This is a genomic window from Enterovibrio norvegicus DSM 15893 (assembly GCF_900115495.1).
Lineage (GTDB): Bacteria > Pseudomonadota > Gammaproteobacteria > Enterobacterales > Vibrionaceae > Enterovibrio > Enterovibrio norvegicus.
Map to the genome: position 1 here is coordinate 1 of NZ_FOWR01000003.1, position 17496 is coordinate 17496.

The 17496-nt window shown below is 46.8% G+C and carries 13 protein-coding genes; 4 read left to right on the forward strand and 9 right to left on the reverse strand.

The window, feature by feature from the left end; translation table 11 throughout:
- Positions 1 to 914: 914 nt before the first annotated feature.
- From BM082_RS02345 to BM082_RS02385, 9 genes are all read right to left on the reverse strand, one after another.
- Positions 915 to 1298, reverse strand: a complete 384-nt coding sequence (locus BM082_RS02345) for a RidA family protein (RefSeq protein ID WP_074925137.1) — start codon at positions 1296 to 1298, stop codon at positions 915 to 917.
- 260 nt (positions 1299 to 1558) lie between these two features.
- Positions 1559 to 2515, reverse strand: coding sequence for an AEC family transporter (locus BM082_RS02350; RefSeq protein ID WP_017014731.1), 957 nt, complete (start codon positions 2513 to 2515; stop codon positions 1559 to 1561).
- Positions 2516 to 2745: 230 nt separating this feature from the next.
- Positions 2746 to 3699, reverse strand: coding sequence for an Hpt domain-containing protein (locus tag BM082_RS02355; protein WP_074925139.1), 954 nt, complete (start codon positions 3697 to 3699; stop codon positions 2746 to 2748).
- A gap of 64 nt (positions 3700 to 3763) precedes the next feature.
- Complete coding sequence (locus BM082_RS02360) at positions 3764 to 5539, reverse strand: chemotaxis protein CheA (protein WP_074925141.1); 1776 nt, start codon at positions 5537 to 5539, stop codon at positions 3764 to 3766.
- On the reverse strand, positions 5539 to 7251 hold the full coding sequence (locus BM082_RS02365; RefSeq protein ID WP_017014734.1) for a chemotaxis protein CheB: 1713 nt from the start codon (positions 7249 to 7251) through the stop codon (positions 5539 to 5541). The genes BM082_RS02360 and BM082_RS02365 overlap by 1 nt, the downstream gene beginning before the upstream one ends.
- Positions 7244 to 8149 (reverse strand): CheR family methyltransferase, encoded by a 906-nt coding sequence (locus BM082_RS02370; RefSeq protein WP_371738388.1) that lies wholly within the window; start codon positions 8147 to 8149, stop codon positions 7244 to 7246. The genes BM082_RS02365 and BM082_RS02370 overlap by 8 nt, the downstream gene beginning before the upstream one ends.
- Before the next feature lie 9 nt (positions 8150 to 8158).
- Entirely contained in the window at positions 8159 to 10321 is a 2163-nt protein-coding gene (locus tag BM082_RS02375; protein WP_074925143.1) for a CHASE3 domain-containing protein, read from the reverse strand.
- Between the two features lie 3 nt (positions 10322 to 10324).
- Positions 10325 to 10894 carry a chemotaxis protein CheW gene (locus BM082_RS02380; RefSeq protein WP_017007917.1) on the reverse strand — a complete coding sequence of 190 codons (570 nt, stop codon included), beginning with the start codon at positions 10892 to 10894 and terminating at the stop codon, positions 10325 to 10327.
- A 97-nt stretch (positions 10895 to 10991) separates the two neighbouring features.
- Positions 10992 to 11546, reverse strand: a complete 555-nt coding sequence (locus BM082_RS02385; protein WP_074925145.1) for a response regulator transcription factor — start codon at positions 11544 to 11546, stop codon at positions 10992 to 10994.
- A gap of 277 nt (positions 11547 to 11823) precedes the next feature.
- Between BM082_RS02385 and BM082_RS02390 the strand changes: the two genes are divergently transcribed.
- From BM082_RS02390 to BM082_RS02405, 4 genes are all read left to right on the forward strand, one after another.
- Positions 11824 to 12180: a YibL family ribosome-associated protein gene (locus tag BM082_RS02390; protein ID WP_074925147.1), complete on the forward strand. Its 357-nt coding sequence runs from the start codon at positions 11824 to 11826 to the stop codon at positions 12178 to 12180.
- Between the two features lie 255 nt (positions 12181 to 12435).
- A complete protein-coding gene (locus tag BM082_RS02395; protein ID WP_017016429.1) occupies positions 12436 to 14574 on the forward strand; it encodes an LruC domain-containing protein in 2139 nt (712 codons plus the stop codon).
- Between the two features lie 5 nt (positions 14575 to 14579).
- Entirely contained in the window at positions 14580 to 15095 is a 516-nt protein-coding gene (locus BM082_RS02400) for a hypothetical protein (RefSeq protein ID WP_074925149.1), read from the forward strand.
- Between the two features lie 257 nt (positions 15096 to 15352).
- On the forward strand, positions 15353 to 17491 hold the full coding sequence (locus BM082_RS02405) for an LruC domain-containing protein (protein ID WP_074925151.1): 2139 nt from the start codon (positions 15353 to 15355) through the stop codon (positions 17489 to 17491).
- Positions 17492 to 17496 lie beyond the last annotated feature (5 nt).

Sequence of the window (17496 nt, forward strand, 5' to 3'; positions counted from 1 at the left end):
AAGACGTTGTCCACACTGTGGTGAGCACTTGATGGTCTGCGTGGGCGTCTCGCGACCGAGGTAGCCGAAAGGCGAACAGAATAAGGAGAATGGCATTCATGTAAACACAGGAGGACTGACCGACAAAAAAACACATCGTTAACGTAACATCTTGAAGTGAGTGGCTATCAGCTCACTTCTTGGCTGTGCTCGTCCTAACAAAAGTGACGGGCATAGATCCATCTTCTGCTCATCCGAGCAATTTACTCAATAAAGAGGCGTCGGGCTTGTTCAACACCCGAATAAAGTGTCGGCTGCGCGACACTTATTCTTATTTGTTATAAAGTTTCACCTCATTTCATGCAGTATCGCTAAAACGACACATACACCCCCTTGAAGTAGAAGATTATACAAAGTGGCTTTATGTATTTTAGAAATTAGAACTAAGAGTTTACTTGGTACTTCAGGAGAGTGATATTTTTCAAAAGACATAACAAATGCCTTGTCTACCGCATCCAACAGTCCAATTAAGACATTAGAGGAAGAGTTTGAAATTTCTCTTACTTCTATATACTCATCGTAATTAAGCACATTTTTCCGCATGTAAAATATTGCAATATAAGAAGTTACTATCAGGTACCCATAACTGCCAAAAACAATAGATGCATATACTATTGGGAGATTTCCACTCAAAGCTGATTGGAATATGACTAACGGCATAAAAATTGCGGAAAAGACACCGCTAACTGCCATCACAATCTTCAACGGTGTTACCAAAATTAAGTTAAGGATTCTTTGGATGCTTCCTCCAATTTTATAACGTCAGCATAACGGGCGTTTACTAGCCCAAACCGATTGAAACGGCTAAATCACCACTTTTGAAAAATGCGCCACGAGTAAACGTCCCGTTCATGCTCTTGTTATGGCGGGCGAAATTATCTTTTTGCCACAACACGCATTTCCACCAAGGCATTTTCTGGAATGAAATCAGATACTCCTATAGCAGACCACGCTGGATATGGAGCTTTCACATACTCATCTTTAACTTTTGAAAACACCTCAATGTGCGCCTTTAAGTCAATGTGGAATGTGGTCATTTCAAGAATGTCATCGTAAGTTAGCCCTGCGGCATCGAGATATACACCAAGTTTATAAAACGCATCGTGGAACTGCTCTTGGGGATCAATGCTGATTGGTTTATCTTTTCTAGCAGCAGTAACGCCGGATAGATAAACCGTTCCATCTGCTTCAATTACTGGTGAAAAGTGCCAATCGTCGTAGTAGTGTTTGAATTTCTCAGGGACAATAGACTTCTTCATATTTCCTCTTAGCCATAACAGTGTATTCAACCCCAAAATGGGGTGATTAAACACCCCATTTTGTCCAATAATAACAATACGTCAAAATCATATATAACTAACGTACTAATTCTAATGCATTTTTATAGTGAATTTTCGAGATGCTTGTAGAAATACCCCAAAACGGTGTGCGTCGGTATTATGCACCATCAAAGTAAAGCCTGTATGTATAACCAGAGGAACGTTAAGAACGTAATGGGGAAAAGTACCTTTTACTCGCGCTAGATCAATCCATATGCTTTGAGAATGATAATGCCAACCGTGCATGTCACTGCGGAAAGCACGGTGGTGAAGGCAATGATGTTGGCAGCAAGCACGGCATTCCCGCCCATTGAGCGAACCATGACATAACTGGCAGCGGCAACAGGAGAGGCATTCATGAAGAACAAGATACCTAATTCTATACCTCTAAACCCAACCAAATAAGCACCCATAGTGATAAGCAGCGGCGCGACGATGAGTTTATAGCTGCCGGCAAACCACGAAGGTCCTTTCTCTTTCTTCATCAAACTAAAATTTAGGGATGCTCCCGTACATAAGAGCGCAAGAGGAAGCGTCATTTTCGCCAAGTAATTGCCCGCATCAACCACCACATTTGGTACCGGAATCGACAGCATGTAAAACACCATGCCCGAAAGAATCGAAATAATGAGAGGGTTTTTGGTCAGGGTTCGAAACATCAGTTTCGCCGTTTGCGCGCCAGATGCAGCCCCTTTTGGGGAAAGGCAGATAACCGCTTGGACGTTATAAATGAACGTTGTTACTGCGACGTATAAGGCCGCTAACGCGACCCCTTGCGAACCGTAGGCATTGGCGACAAAAGCGATACCAATGATGCCCGTGTTAGCGCGGTAACTCCCTTGAATAATCACGCCTTGGTTGGGTGAGTCTTTGAAGAGTAATTTAACGGAGATGTACGCGAAGATAAAAAATAGGATACTGGCGATGCCGCCAAAATTCACAAACCCGCTTGCAGCAGAAAAGTCATGTTCGGAGACAACAATACTCAAGAACAACATGGTTGGTAGGGTGACTTGAAAGACGAGTTTTGAACCGACATCGATGAAGTTGTCGTTAATTAAGCCAATGCGCTTAAACACCACCCCAAGCACCAGCATCAAGCAAATGGGGCCTGTAATAGACAACGAGAATTGAAGTTGTTGTAAAACGTCTCCCATGAACATACCTGTAATGAAAGAAAAGCGAGCTTTGTATCATCATACAGTGAAATCACAGCCTGTTCTCGGGATGCTGTTCAACAGTATGGATTTTTGTTTGTTCCTTAACTGTCTTTGTCAGCATAGTGAGGAACGTGCTGAAACGCTTTACTTCATTGTCGTAAACGGCTCTCAATCATCAATCGGTCGACTGAGCGTTGGCGGAATGGAGAGAGAGGACCAACGATGCGTTAAAATAGTTCCTGCACGTCTTCAAGGTTCACTTCAAAGCCACGGTTTTCCATGTCCTCGTTGAAGCGCTTAATGTCACCCAGTGTTTTGAGGTATTTCTCTCTCGATTCAGCGTGTGCCCAGTAGTGTTCTTCTGCGCCTGATGAAATCATCTCGTTTCTCAAATTGCTGAGCACATCCAACACCTTCAAGTTGATCGCGGCAAGCGCAGCAAAATCTGCGTTGTTGATCTTGTGGAGGAAGCGTTTAAAAAAGGTGAGCAAATCTTCGGATTCATGAATCAAGTTTTCTGTCAGCAATGCACCCGCCGTTCTCGCCGTGCCTTTTAGGGAATGGTAATCAGTGAAAAACTGATTCAACAATTCTTCGGGATCAGCTTCGTTCTTATCACTGCCTAGCGCTTCGATAGCCAAAATCACTAGCTCAAGCTCGATCTCTTTCTCTTCAGAGAAAAGGTCAATATAGTCGGAGAAATCATTGGACTGTATGAGGGAGAAGTCAGGGTCGAAATGCACGTTTGGCGCAGTTTCTTCTGCTTCACTTTCATTGAGGTCTAACAGCGTGTTCTCGGAAAATAGCGCAAAATCATTGTTGTTTTCTGCACGATAGACGTGATATTGCTTGAGTATTGGTAGCAACACGTGTGGCTCTATCAAGCCTTTTTCAACCAGCAAACGTCCCAATGTTGATCTGCGCTTTCCCACCTCTTCGTTAATGACGTCGAAGAAGTCGTTACGCCAAATGTCTAATCGAATACACGCTGAACACAGATCGAGATGCTCGTCGTTTTGCAGCGACACGATGGACAAAAATTGTTCCGGCGTGATCAAGGCTTTTTCATAGAGGATATCCAAACTGTTCGGAGTTTGACGAATTTGCTCGACCATCACATCTGCCAAATCTTTCGGCGAAATGATATCGAAATCCAACAAAAAACTGCCTAAGAGTTTCATCCTAACCACCTGTTCCTGATGATGTTATTCATACTATAAAGAAAGACCACGAGACCAAACACTGTTAGTGATAGGCCTGCGCAAACTGAATGACTTTCTTCAGGTTGATCACCAAAGCCAAATCCCCATTACCTAGCACTGCTGCGCCAGCAAACACATCTTTCCCGTTCATTGAACGATCTAGCGGCTTAATCACGATATCCAAGAATGCGCGAACATGATCGACAGGCAGCCCCCATTGCTGCCCACGATGCGTAAACACGATCACGCTGTGTCGCGTACCTTGTTGATAGGTTTGACGAAAAGCGTACTGTTCTGCCAGTTCACCCAGATATTCATGAGGCTCAACCAAGGGGATCACGTTGTTGTTTTGAAAAAGAAGTGCATGCCCGCTATCGAACCTGACGCTTGAATTGTCTTCTTGGTTGCTAATGGCAACAATGTTGGCGATATCCGATGAGGGAATCGCATACGTCACATCCCCAATATCAAACAAGGCCACTTTCAACGTCGCCATGGTGAGTGGGAAAATCAATGAGATTTCAGTGCCGACACCTTTCTCGGAGTGAATATCAATGGTGCCCTTGATGTCTTCCACTTTACGTTTCACCGCGTCCATTCCTACGCCTCGACCAGAGAGCGCACTCACGTTTTCTGACGTCGATAAACCAGGATGGAAGATCAGCTCCAATATTTCTTTATCCGTGAGTTGATGCCGATTTTCAAGCATGACTAATCCATTCGACACAGCCTTGCTCAATACTTTTTTTCTGTCGATGCCTTTCCCATCATCACAAATATTAATAACAACTTTCCCGGCTTCGTTGTAGGCATGGATCAGGAGCCTTCCCACCATGGATTTGCCAGAAACTGCGCGCGCTTCTTGGGTTTCGAAGCCATGGTCTAATGCGTTTCTAACAAGATGTGTCAGCGGTTCATTAATGGCATCAATAACATTGCTGTCGAGTTCAATGTTTTCGCCAATGATTTCTACATCGACTTTCTTATCAAGCTCTTTTGAAAGATCCCGAACGATACGACGGTATTTACTCAGCAGATTGCCAATGGGCCGCATCTGCGTTTTCAGTAGATCATTGAGCATGCCATCAGACACGGTCTTTAATTTGTTCGAGAGTTCTGTCAGTGCGAGGCTCTCTTGCTTCTCTGCAAAGTCAGCCAGGGTATTTCTGATCTGCACTAATTCTTCGGAATAACTCATGAGATGTTCAAGCAGGTGCGATTTAACGCGGGTCGTTGGCTCAAATTTTGTCTGCGCCTCTGCGTCTTTGGTTTCTTTCACGCGTTTTTGGGTCAGCATTTGCGTGTGAGTGCGTGAGTCTCTACTTTCCCCATTGCCCTGAATCAACGAGCTAAGGTAATCAAGCTCACTCGATACGTCATCATCAAAAACGGGGGCGTCTTCCATTAACGTTACGTCAATGCCCAGTGCATCTAATGCATAAATGGCTAGCGCATTTAACTCGTTCGTCATGTTCTCACGGCGTTCGGCAATGCCTGCCTCGCCGTCGTCCCCGCCAGCAAATAGCGCAGTTTCAGCGCGTGCCACTTCAATGATGCCATCCAACAACGCCAGCACATTTTCATCCGCGTCTTTTGATTCAACGCCCAAGAAATCCAGTAACGACACCGTTTGTTGAATCAGAAAATCAAGTTCGCTAAAGCGCGGATCATCCTTAGCAACGTATGACAGTTTGTGGCTGAGGCCTGAAAAGTCTTGCTTGAGATGGCTGAGAGCAATGGGGAGCGATAGCAAATTTTCCACGCCCGACAAATCGTTAGCCACCTCACTCATAAGGGTATGCAAATCAGATTGAGGCATTAACGCAGCTCCTTACTGACTATATCCTTACGACTGCGAGACAATTCGGGAATAGGTGTCAGGTACGCATCAAGGATGGCCTGTGCCATGTCTTGAATAGGCACCGTTTTGCAGACAGCGCCTAACTCGTTCGCAACACGCCCCATGCCGAACACCACGCAGCTTTTTTCATCTTGTACCAAGGTAAATGCGCCCTGTTCTTTTAAGCGTTGAAGCCCTTTTGCGCCGTCACTCCCCATCCCCGTTAGCAAGGCAGCGACAATATGCCATCCCTGAATTTTGGCGGCGGAATTGAACAGGTAGTCCACGGAAGGTCGAAAACTATTGATGGGCAGATCTTGCGTGGTACGTACAACCACTTTGTCATCAGTCAACTGAACCAGCTTAATGTGATGGTTACCGGGCGCAAAATACACATGAGATCGTTCTAATATCTCCCCATCCACGGCTTCTTTGACGGTCAACCGACTTTTGGCGTTCAACCGTTGCACCAACGCTAGGGAATACTCTTCGGGAATATGTTGTGCAATGCAAATGGGCGGCATATTGCTTGGAAATTGCGTTAGCAGCACATCGAGTGCATCGACACCGCCCGTAGATGAACCCACGAGCACAACACCATCAAGCGCGTCCTTCCCACCAAGTACTCCTTCATGCTTGCCCTCTTTGCACTTGTTCTCTTTAGACGTGTTTACGTGAACTTTTTCGCCACTGAACTGAACTGCAGAGCGGGTCGGCATGTCAGTGTTTGAATCCTGAGCATGCCGAGAAAGTGGTGCAGACAACGTGTTAAGGCCAATCGCAGAGGCGACCACCTTAGAAAGGTGCTGGTACGTCGACACAAGAATTCGATGTCCCACCGTTTGAGCCAAGGCACGATATTGTCCATCGAGCAGTGGCGTTACGCTGTCCGCCACCACCACCGTCGGTAACGGATGTTGTTCAACGGCTAACGCGAGTGAGGTTGGCGCTAACGATGCAGGAAGTGATGGTTCTGAAAGAGACGACGCTGAAAGAAACATGGCAGAAGAGAGGTATTGAGCGTCAACGATCAGTGCGTGTGGTGCTTGATGGAAAAAATAACGCCCGACACTCTCCAAGTCTGGCAACACATGAATATGAATACTGGGATCGTTGCCGAATGCCTTTTCGATCGTGGTAGTAAACACCTGACGAGCAGAAACGACATACACCCAACAAGGCGAATATTCTTGCACCGAACGCCGGTTTTCAGCCTCATGGGGAGCGTCATCAACAAACCGAAAATCAACATCGCCAATTTTTGGATTGAATCGAATCTGCCTACCTGAGTTGCCCCCGACGGAGAGTCCAACAATGGGGATGCCAAAGTGCGCGAGCGTCGCCAATGCCACCAGCACATTGCGATCGCCGATTTGTTGAGATTGCATGTATTCGCCATCATGGACTTGGCCGCCACCAATCACCCAAGCTCTCAGGTTTTCGGGGGTTGAAGAGGTATGTTTGAATTTTTTTAGCAAATTAGGGATCGCACAGGAACCATAATCATCGGCATGCTCACCCAAGGCGATAGCCTCTGGCATAAGGGGCAGACGGTAGTGACACATTCCCCCGCTCTGTTTCTCTTGATCCCAAATGCACACGGTCACACACGTCCCCACCACAGCATGCAGCCAGATAGATTCACGAAACACGAAGTGGAATTCCCCCGATCGAACCTGCACATCATTCATCAACGGCTCTCCCTGATTTGGGCTTCCGATAGACAGAGACATCAACCAACTCCAAGCCAACATCCATGTGCTGCAATGATTCCGTTAGCCCAACAAAGAAAAGGCCACCCGGTTGCAATTGGCTTACTAACGCACGAACCACTTTTTCGCCCGTGCTAGGAGGGAAATAGAACAACACATTTCGTAGGAAAATATAGTGAAACTGAATGCCGAATTTTTCCGGATAGTGGATGAGATTATGCTGCCTAAACTTGATATTACGCTTCAGCTGTTCCGCCAGCGTAAACGTGTTCCCATTGCGTTTTTCACGTTCAATAAACTGATATTGAAACAGCGTTGGAATATCTTCTCTTAGCTCATCGGCGTATTCCGCTCGGGCACACATTTCAAGACGCTGAGTATCAACGTCGGTTGCCAGAATGCGATAGTCAAAATGAGGGTGTTCACTTTTTATGGCTTCGCATTGCATCGCTAAAGAGAAGGCTTCTTCCCCACTGGAACATGCTGCTGACCAAATGAAGGTTTTTTCGGTTCGCGGCTGAGTGAGAATGTCATGTTTCAGCACATTGAAGTGGCGTTGTTCGCGAAAAAAAGAGGTTTTGTTTGTTGTGACAACATTGGTAAAGGCACCCAGTTCGCTGCCATTGTCTTGCTGTAACACCTGCATGTATTGGCGGAATGAACGCAACTGAAGCGCGCTCAAGCGCTTATATAAACGCATTTCCAACATACTACGTTTTTCGTTTTCCAGCTTTATACCAACATGCTGTGAGATCAACGCCGAGAAATACTCGAATTCCTGTTGGGTCATCTCTTCCATGTTGCCGGCAGAAAGCGGCTCGACAAAAGAAGGCGTCGTGTGATCATGACTGTCGGAATGCATCATACGCGCCCCCATAGCAACACGTTAAAGCCGATTCCAAGCGGCCTGATTATCGTTGCCTTCTTTTTCTTTCGGCACGTCAGGAGCCAAATGACTCGCGTTATCTATTTCACTGCGAATGCTTGCCAAAGATTGCACTTCATAGTGCTCTCGAAGGTCATCACTCACCGTGTTCTCAGGTTCATCGGTTGATGGGGTGTCATGCCCCTGAAGAAAGCTATTCAGGTTGAGCACCATGCGGTTGAGATCTTCAGCTTGCCTGTTCAGTTCAGAGCTGGAACTCGACGCCTGGTCTGCAATGGACGCCGCATGTTGTGTCGCTTTATTGATTGATTCAACCGCATTGCTGATTTCTTGAATGCCTCGCGCTTGCTCGTTAGAGGCATCAAATATTTTAGAGGCTCCCTCAAGCACTAAATTCGATTGTTTTTTGGTTTCTTCAACAATGATCGAACCTTTCTCAACACGGCAGGTGTTCTCTTTCGCAATGCTTTCCGCTTCGCAAATACTCTTTTTCACAATGGCAGAAATATCCGTGGCTGCTTTGCCACTCATTTGAGCGAGATTGCCGACTTCCTGAGCCACGACGGCAAACCCACGTCCATGTTCACCAGCGCGTTCCGCTTCTACTGATGCATTAAAGGAGAGCAATTTCGTTTGAAAGACGATTTCATCAATGATGGTAGTTTTAGCGCCAATTTCTCCGATGATCTTCACCAATTCGGTAATTTTATGGTTAGACTCAGAAATCTTCTGCATAGCGTCATCCAAGCCCGTCATTTTCTCACCCACTTCTTTTGACAAGTCTTTGGATTCTTCGGCGTATTGCACGTTGATACGCACCATGCCGGAGATTTCTTCTGTGCTCGCCGAGGTTTCTTCAACGGAACTTGCTTGGCGATTAGATATTTGAGACAAGTTCTGTGACACGTTATCGATGTTGTTTGCCACCGTCGCCACTCGCCCTGCACTCTCTGCCATCCGTTTCACGACACTGCTGAACGCCACACTCAACTCAGACAACTCCTTCGAGCTGAAAGATTTCAGACCACCAAAAATAAGTTGGAAAGGACCCATAATGGAGCGACTTAACCAAAAGGCGATGGGAATAGAAATCAGGACAGCCGCCAACACCACCAAGATCAGTGTATTTTTCTTCGACGCGATCGCCGTATCAAGTGCGGCCTGACGCTCTATCAAAAGCGCTTCTTCATGTTCAACGAACGCGCGCATTTGATCCCTGAATGCGTCAAAGAACATCTTCCCTCGTTCCTGCGCGACCAAGTTCGAAATATCGTCCATCGTTTTCGATCCAGCAATGCGTCGACGTAATTCGATATTTTTATCTGACACTTGCACGCGCCACGCGGACACTGCCGTTCCAATTTCACTTAGCCTTTGTAACTGCGCCGGGCTGCTGCTCACTTTTGCTTTCAGATCATTGAGCAGAAAATCAATGTGATTCCGACCGTCTGTGTAAGGAATGAGATAAGCTTCTTTCCCCGTCAGCAAGTAGCCTTGCATCCCGGTTTCCATGTCTAACACGGTCTTTTCTATTGCGGTAATTTGTTCACGTATCTTGTAGGTCTGTTGCAGAGCGAAGAACACTTCAGTGGTGCCGTCACCGTCTTGCGAATTCTCAAGGGCGGCTTCTTTTCGAACAAGTTCGGCGTCCTCTTCGGTGCTAAAAGCACCCAGTAATGACCGTATGCGATCTAGGTAGACCCTGCCTTTGTCCTCACCCACTTCCACAGCCAAATCGTTCATGGTCTGTGCATTGCCAATATCGCGCCGGAGCGCAATGGCATTTTCTGTTACCGAGCGCTGCCAATCGCCAATCGTTGTTTCTGCCTGCTCCAATAACGCCACTTGAGGTGGGTTATCACTGACGGATACTTTTAACGCCTTGATTAAGCTATCAAAGCGTACTTTTCCATCATTATAAGGCGCGAGAAAGGATTCGTTACCCGCAAGCAAATAACCGCGCATGCCTGTTTCCATATCAACGGCGGCTTTCTCTATATTCAGTGCGTTATGAATAACGCGGTGGGTGTGGTCGACCCAATCGTCGGTTTCATTGAGGTGTTGAATGCTACGAACACTCAGCACACCTAACGTGACCAAAAAAACGAGGCTTACCGTGTTTCCTAGTGTGATTTTTGCGCGAAGTGAGAGGTTCTCAAACATGGTTTATCCCTCTCTACTGTCTTGTTGAGGGGCTATTGCAACATGATGACCAATGATGTCTAAGTCATCAGGGTCGAGCACTTTGTTGATATCCAGCAGCAACACCAAGTTATCTTTGGCTTTCGCGACACCGGTAATGTAATCGCGCTTTATGCTATGTGATATCTCCAATTCCCGTTCGATTTGCTCTTCATCAAAACCAATCACTTCATTCACATCATCAACAATGCTACCTATGGTCAATGCGTTCACATCGCTGATAACAATAGAGGTTCTTTTGGCTTCATATTCTGTTTCTTCTAGGCCCAACTTCAGCCTCAAATCAATGACTGAAATGATGCGACCACGAAGATTAATCAACCCCTTAAAGAAAGGCGGCACATGGGGAATGGGCGTGACTTTCACCAAGCCAATCACTTCTTTTACCGAAGAGAGAGGAATGCCGTATTGCTCGTCCGCCAATGAAAAAATGAGATTTTTCTGGGCGACGCGTTTTAACGCGTTGGGATCTGATGCAGCATGGCTAGCATAGTGCGGTATCCGCGAGGCTTGCTGCTCCAATACCTTACTCATTGATTGCACCTCAAATCAGAAGTTCAATGCACGCCTACACAATCATGGATCTCACGGATTAAAATAACAGGCGCATTATGTCATGTTGAGCGCGCCCTCAGACGAGCCCAATATTGACAAAGCCTTGAGAGTTCGACATTCCCTCAAATATGCTGGCGACTTTTCGACTGGATATCGGCTTTCTCATGTAACCGGATGCGCCGTAATATTCCGCCACTTTGATGGGATCAAGTCTTAGCTTTTCACACCCTGTCAAAATGGAATTGATTTTTCCTTCCACCACTTCGTTATCAATCACGCGATGTGCGATCTTATCCAACAACCCCATCTTCTCTTCAATGTCAGCCTCGATTTTGCGTTTCTCTGCCTGACTGATGGAGACGATGCTTTCACTGGATATCACAAAGATATTTTTTACTTTCACATTCGCTTTCAGATACACCAACGCGGACAAACCATCCATGTTTGGCATTCTCAGGTCCGTTAAAACAAGGTCAACGTCTGGGTATCGTTCCACTAACGCAATGAGTTCTTGTCCATCTTTCGCTTGACCAAGAATTTCAAATGGCCCGAATTGGTCTTCAACCGCTGCGAGCGATTTGATGATGCTATCGCGCATATCCGCCATGTCGTCTGCAAAAATAATTTTCATGTTTACCCTTTTAATTCAACGCACCCAAAGGGTGTATCAAATGTGAAACACAATTTTTAATATAGCGTGGAATAGCAGGACTTGCTGAACAAGCACCTTGAGGCGGCCTAGGTGGAGAAGATGAAGGCAATTGAAGGTGGTTTAGATCACATTTATAAATAAAAACGAAACACTTACTGATATACTCCCCCCATCAAAAGAAAGACAGATCCCCGCCCTCAAACAGGCCTTTGCGTTAAAAGGCACCTGTAAAGGCTGGCTTATAAAAGGCAAGACCATGAATTTGAAAAACACACTGCAAGAAGACAACGAGCAACTAGATGCTTGTCGCCGCCAGCTAGAGATTGCTAACGCGACAAAAAATCACGAAGACATTGCGCGTTTAACGAATGAGATCAATCAGCTGAATACAAAGATCTCCGCGCTCAAAGAGCAGCAAAAGAAGCAACTGAGTTCAAAGGCGCAACAGATCGTCGCATTGAAGTTCAATCGCGCGCTGACAAAAGCAGAACAAGCAGACATGGGTAAATTGAAAAAATCCGTCCGTGGCTTGATGGTTGTTCACCCTACGACTGCATTGGGCAAAGAAATTGGTGTAACAGAAGTAACAGGCTACGCACTCAAGCCTTTCTGATTACTCTCCACCAGCAGTGAAAAGCCATCGATTCGCGGTGGCTTTCTTGCTGCTGGTACGCCCTTTATCGTACACCCCCCTCTAAATTTCTCATTTTGATAAAAACCCTTTCCCTTCTGTTTTTTTGATTGTCATTCTGACTAATTCACTGTTCTCAAAACAAGCATCCCCAGAATAATCACAACTATTTCAATCAATTAAAAATGGCACATTCCTTGAAGGAGACATCTTAGGCTCACACTCTAGGAAATGTCTATGTCTCGCCTTTTAACAGCGGCTCTACTCACAACGTTGTCGCCTCTTGCGTTCTCGACACCGTTCGACACATGTCCAAGTAAAGCCTACTTGTTTCAATCGAAACCGGTGCAGGTGCACAGCGTTAACCTAGCTACAGGTTTGACAACGCTCATCACCAACGACGTTGGTTTAACGAACGAAGGCATTAATGCTGTCGGCTTTGATAATGGTACGGGTGACGGCGAAGGCTTCGAGCACAAATACATTTATGGCTTTGAGAAAAGCCGTAAGAAAGTGGTTCGTCTAGACAAAGACTTTAATGCAGATGTGATTGAGGTGACGGGTCTTCCGAACTTCAGCTTCTACGTGGGTGATGTATACGACCGTTACTACTACCTTTATGGCCCAGGCACCGGTTTCTATAAAATCGATTTAACACCGTTAGACACCGATCCAGATGCCACATTAGAGGCAGAAACCATTTCGACAGATGCCCCATTAGGTATTACTGATTTTGCATTTCATCCAGGCAACAACAAACTTTATGCAGTGAAAAATACCAACGGCAAGTTGTTCGAAATAGATACCGACACAGGTACGGCAACCGTAATTGGTAATACGGGAAAAACAGGCACATTTGGTGCCGGTTACTTCGATGTAAACGGTTACTACTACATATCCCGCAATAGTAACGGAGACATATTCCGTATCGACCTTTCTGATACCGACAATATCAATAGCCAAAATGTCGAAGCGGAGCACTTTGCATACGGCCCGAATTCAAACCAAAACGACGGCGCGCGTTGTGAAGATGCTCCCGTCATCGATGAAGATTCAACGATAGATTTCGGTGACGCGCCAGACAGCTACAAAACCCTCCTTGATTCAAACGGCCCACGCCATGAAATCAACACAGGTTTCTACCTAGGGTCAGTGGCGCCAGACAGCGAGGGCGATGGTTTTGTATCGCCACTGGACGACAACAAGGCGGGCCTTGCCGATGAAGACGGTGTGGGGTTTGTTACCGCATTAGAAATTGGCAAAACAGCGCTCATTTCTGTTCAAGCATCTCAGGCTGGTCGTCTTTCTGCATGGATTGACTGGAACGGCGATGGCGATTTTGAAGACAGCAACGAAAGAATCGTGAACAACAGCCTGTTGTCTGCAGGCACAAACACTGTTTCCGTCTCCGTTCCTTCCGGTGCAACCGCAGGTTCAAGCTGGTCTCGTTTCCGCTTTTCAGAGGATGGCGGGTTAAGCTTCGATGGCGGTGCAACCACCGGTGAAGTGGAAGACCATCCTGTCACCATCATGGAAGACGGCTCCTCACTTCGCCATTATCCAAGCGAAAGTGGCTATGCCACTGTGGCCTTTGAAGATAACTGGCCGAAAGAAGGTGACTACGACATGAATGACGTGGTTATTCGCTTCCGCATCACCGAAACCTTAAACGAAGACGATGAAATCACACGTATTCTCATCAAAGGCTACCTCGCAGCCTATGGTGCGGGCTATCACAATGGTTTTGCGTTCCGTCTTCCGGGCTTAAATCGAGACGACATCAACGCCGCAACCACACAAAGCCACAATATGGTACTTCAAGAAACCAATGGCCTAGAGTCCATTTCTAACGACGCCATTTTCATCGTATCGGATGACTTAAAACAGAAACTGCCTGCAGGCTGCATGTACTACCGCACGGCGCAACACTGCCAAGAAGCCATCTCATTTGAGTTTGAAATTGATGTCTACTTCAACGAAGGCGTCGACACCAGCAGCCTTGTCGCCATGCCCTATGACCCGTTCATGTTCGCCACACCTGGCGCCTATGTGCGCGATGGACTTTGGTATAACCCTGGTCGTGGCCTAGAAATACACTTGGCTGACCAAGCCCCTACCGAGCAATTTGATACCTACTGGTATGGATGGTGGTCAGATGACAGTAACCCTGGTGCAGATCGTTACTTCAAAACAAGTGATAACCACCCTTGGGCATTGTTAATCAACGATGCGTGGAGCTGGCCCCGTGAGCATGTCGACTTGGTTGATGCCTACTCGGAATTCGCAGGCTATGCAGAATCCAGCGGTGACAACAACCAACTTTGGTATCTCTTAGAGAAAGCCACGGCTGACAAAACCTATTCTTCTGAGGAGTGAGCACCATGAATAAGCATATGACGATTATCGCTATGATTACCCTGCTCACAGCGTGTGGCGGAGACGGTGGCGACGTAGCCAGTGTGACGGCATCTGATACAGGCAACGGTTCGGCGAGCACCAGCAGCGCACCAAGCATGTTGGTCGATACTTCGGGTGGTGTGGCTGATATTCCAGAAACCATCACCAGCTCTGCGACTTCGATGAGCGAGACGGTGGTGTCGGATGACTTCTCTTACAACCCTGTGCTTGAACAACAGTTCGATGTGGATATTCGCGGCTATTCGGTCTCACCCGCTTATATCTCGATTTATGGGGCATTTGCGGAAAATGATGATGGCACATTCACCGCCGACTATAACAGTCGCATAACCTCTGCGCCCGTTGAAGACGGTGAAGCAACGCTGGATTATGTCTCATCGGACTCACAATACTATGTGCTTGCAGAAGTGTGGTTCTATGACGGCACAAGCCCCGTCCAGAAACGCATTCCAAATACTGAATCAAGCTGGGTGTGGTAACTAGCACACCATACAAGCCCTACATAGACTCACCCCATGAAAGCAGGCTCCGGCCTGCTTTTTTGCGCAAAATGATCATCACTCACTATTTCTCATATTGAGAAAAACGCCTTTCTTCCTTCATTACGACTTTCATATTAAGAAATGTCGCCCTGCACCCAACAAGGTAAAAATCATATCCTCATGAATAGTAATGAGATAAATAGTGGCACAGTTATTGTAATCCAACAGTTAAGTCCTCATTAAGGGAAACACTTATGCGCACCTATTTGAAGCTTCTGTCACTCGCCATGCTTTTCCCTACGGCGGTTATCGCCGATGAGCCATTTGACACTTGCCCTAGCAAGGGATTCTTGTTTCAAAGCTCGCCAAGTAAAGTGTTTGGCATAAACCTTGCCACAGGCGGTTATTCAGAATTGGCCGCAACCACAGGATTAAACTCGCACATCAACGCAGTGGGCTTTAACGATCCTGACCGCTACATTTATGGCTTCGATCACGACAATGCAAATGTTGTTCGTATTGGCAAGAATTACACGGGTGAACAGGTGGCTGTTTCTGGGTTACCGGAAGGTATAAATTTCATCAGTGGTGACGTTCAAGACAACATCTATTACCTCCACCGACGTGAATTGGGATTGTTTAAGATCGACCTGTCGCCGCTCGCCACAGACCCTTCCACCACATTGACGGCGGAGGCTATGACTTCAAACATGGGAGTCATACGGGCGTCTGACGTCGCAATAAGCCCCATTGATAATAAGATGTACCTTGTCGATAACAATGACTATGACCTCTACCAAGTCGACCTAACCACAGGTGACACCAACCTGGTCACCAGTATGATCCCACAGATTGGTGTCCCCGCAGGTGGTTTTGGGGCGATCTATTTTGATGTGAATGGCAACCTTTACCTTTCCCGAAATTCCGATGGCAGCATTTTTCGCGCTAACCTGTCAGATACTGACGACATCGCACTAGGTGACATTGGCATAGAGTTCTTCGCGACCGGTCCAGCCTCTAATCAAAACGATGGAGCGCGCTGCGCAAATGCACCAGTGATTGATGAAGATTCCACGATTGATTTTGGCGATGCACCAGACAGTTACAAAACCTTGCTGGCATCAAACGGTCCTCGACATGAAATCAATACCGGTTTCTACCTTGGTACAATCGCACCAGACAGCGAAGGCGATGGTTTTGTTTCGCCATTAGATGACAACAAAGCAGGCCTTAGCGATGAAGACGGTGTAGGGTTTGTTACGGCATTGGAGGCAGGAAAAACATCACTGATATCTGTAAATGCATCGCAATCCGGTTATCTCTCCGCATGGATAGACTGGAATGGTGATGGCGATTTTGAAGACAGTGGTGAAAATATCATCGACAATAACCTGCTTTCATCAGGTGCGAACACGTTAAGTGTTGCTGTGCCTGCCGATGCTGAAATAGGGTCATCTTGGTCACGATTCCGCTTTTCAGAGGATGGTGGTCTCGACTTCTTTGGCGGTGCAACCACCGGTGAAGTGGAAGACCACCCTGTCACCATCATGGAAGACGGCTCCTCACTTCGCCATTATCCAAGCGAAAGTGGCTATGCCACTGTGGCCTTTGAAGATAACTGGCCGAAAGAAGGTGACTACGACATGAATGATGCGGTTATTCGCTTCCGTATCACCGAAACCCTAAACGAAGATGATGAAATCACGCGTATTCTCATCAAAGGCTACCTCGCAGCCTACGGGGCGGGCTACCACAATGGTTTTGCCTTCCGTCTACCGGGCTTAAACCGAAACGACATCAACGCCGCAACCACACAAAGCCACAACATGGTACTGCAAGAAACCAACGGCCTAGAATCCATTTCTAACGAAGCCATTTTCATCGTATCGGATGACTTAAAACAGAAACTGCCTGCAGGCTGTATGTACTACCGCACGGCGCAACACTGCCAAGAAGCCATCTCCTTTGAATTTGAAATTGATGTGTACTTCAACGAAGGCGTCGACACCAGCAGCCTCGTCACCATGCCCTATGACCCCTTCATGTTCGCCACACCCGGCGCCTATGTGCGCGATGGACTTTGGTATAACCCTGGTCGTGGCCTAGAAATACACTTGGCTGACCAAGCCCCTACCGAGCAATTTGATACCTATTGGTATGGATGGTGGTCAGATGACAGTAACCCTGGTGCAGATCGTTACTTCAAAACAAGTGATAACCACCCTTGGGCATTGTTAATCAACGATGCATGGAGCTGGCCCCGTGAGCATGTCGACTTGGTTGATGCCTATTCGGAATTCGCAGGCTATGCAGAATCCAGCGGTGACAACAACCAACTTTGGTATCTCTTAGAGAAAGCCACGGCTGACAAAACCTATTCTTCTGAGGAGTGAGCACC

Coding starts and splice junctions, on each gene's coding strand:
- BM082_RS02345 (WP_074925137.1), bottom strand. CDS start 1,298: ATGAAGAAGTCTATTGTCCCTGAGAAATTCAAACACTACTACGACGAT.
- BM082_RS02350 (WP_017014731.1), bottom strand. CDS start 2,515: ATGGGAGACGTTTTACAACAACTTCAATTCTCGTTGTCTATTACAGGC.
- BM082_RS02355 (WP_074925139.1), bottom strand. CDS start 3,699: ATGAAACTCTTAGGCAGTTTTTTGTTGGATTTCGATATCATTTCGCCG.
- BM082_RS02360 (WP_074925141.1), bottom strand. CDS start 5,539: ATGCCTCAATCTGATTTGCATACCCTTATGAGTGAGGTGGCTAACGAT.
- BM082_RS02365 (WP_017014734.1), bottom strand. CDS start 7,251: ATGAATGATGTGCAGGTTCGATCGGGGGAATTCCACTTCGTGTTTCGT.
- BM082_RS02370 (WP_371738388.1), bottom strand. CDS start 8,149: ATGGGGGCGCGTATGATGCATTCCGACAGTCATGATCACACGACGCCT.
- BM082_RS02375 (WP_074925143.1), bottom strand. CDS start 10,321: ATGTTTGAGAACCTCTCACTTCGCGCAAAAATCACACTAGGAAACACG.
- BM082_RS02380 (WP_017007917.1), bottom strand. CDS start 10,894: ATGAGTAAGGTATTGGAGCAGCAAGCCTCGCGGATACCGCACTATGCT.
- BM082_RS02385 (WP_074925145.1), bottom strand. CDS start 11,546: ATGAAAATTATTTTTGCAGACGACATGGCGGATATGCGCGATAGCATC.
- BM082_RS02390 (WP_074925147.1), top strand. CDS start 11,824: ATGAATTTGAAAAACACACTGCAAGAAGACAACGAGCAACTAGATGCT.
- BM082_RS02395 (WP_017016429.1), top strand. CDS start 12,436: ATGTCTCGCCTTTTAACAGCGGCTCTACTCACAACGTTGTCGCCTCTT.
- BM082_RS02400 (WP_074925149.1), top strand. CDS start 14,580: ATGAATAAGCATATGACGATTATCGCTATGATTACCCTGCTCACAGCG.
- BM082_RS02405 (WP_074925151.1), top strand. CDS start 15,353: ATGCGCACCTATTTGAAGCTTCTGTCACTCGCCATGCTTTTCCCTACG.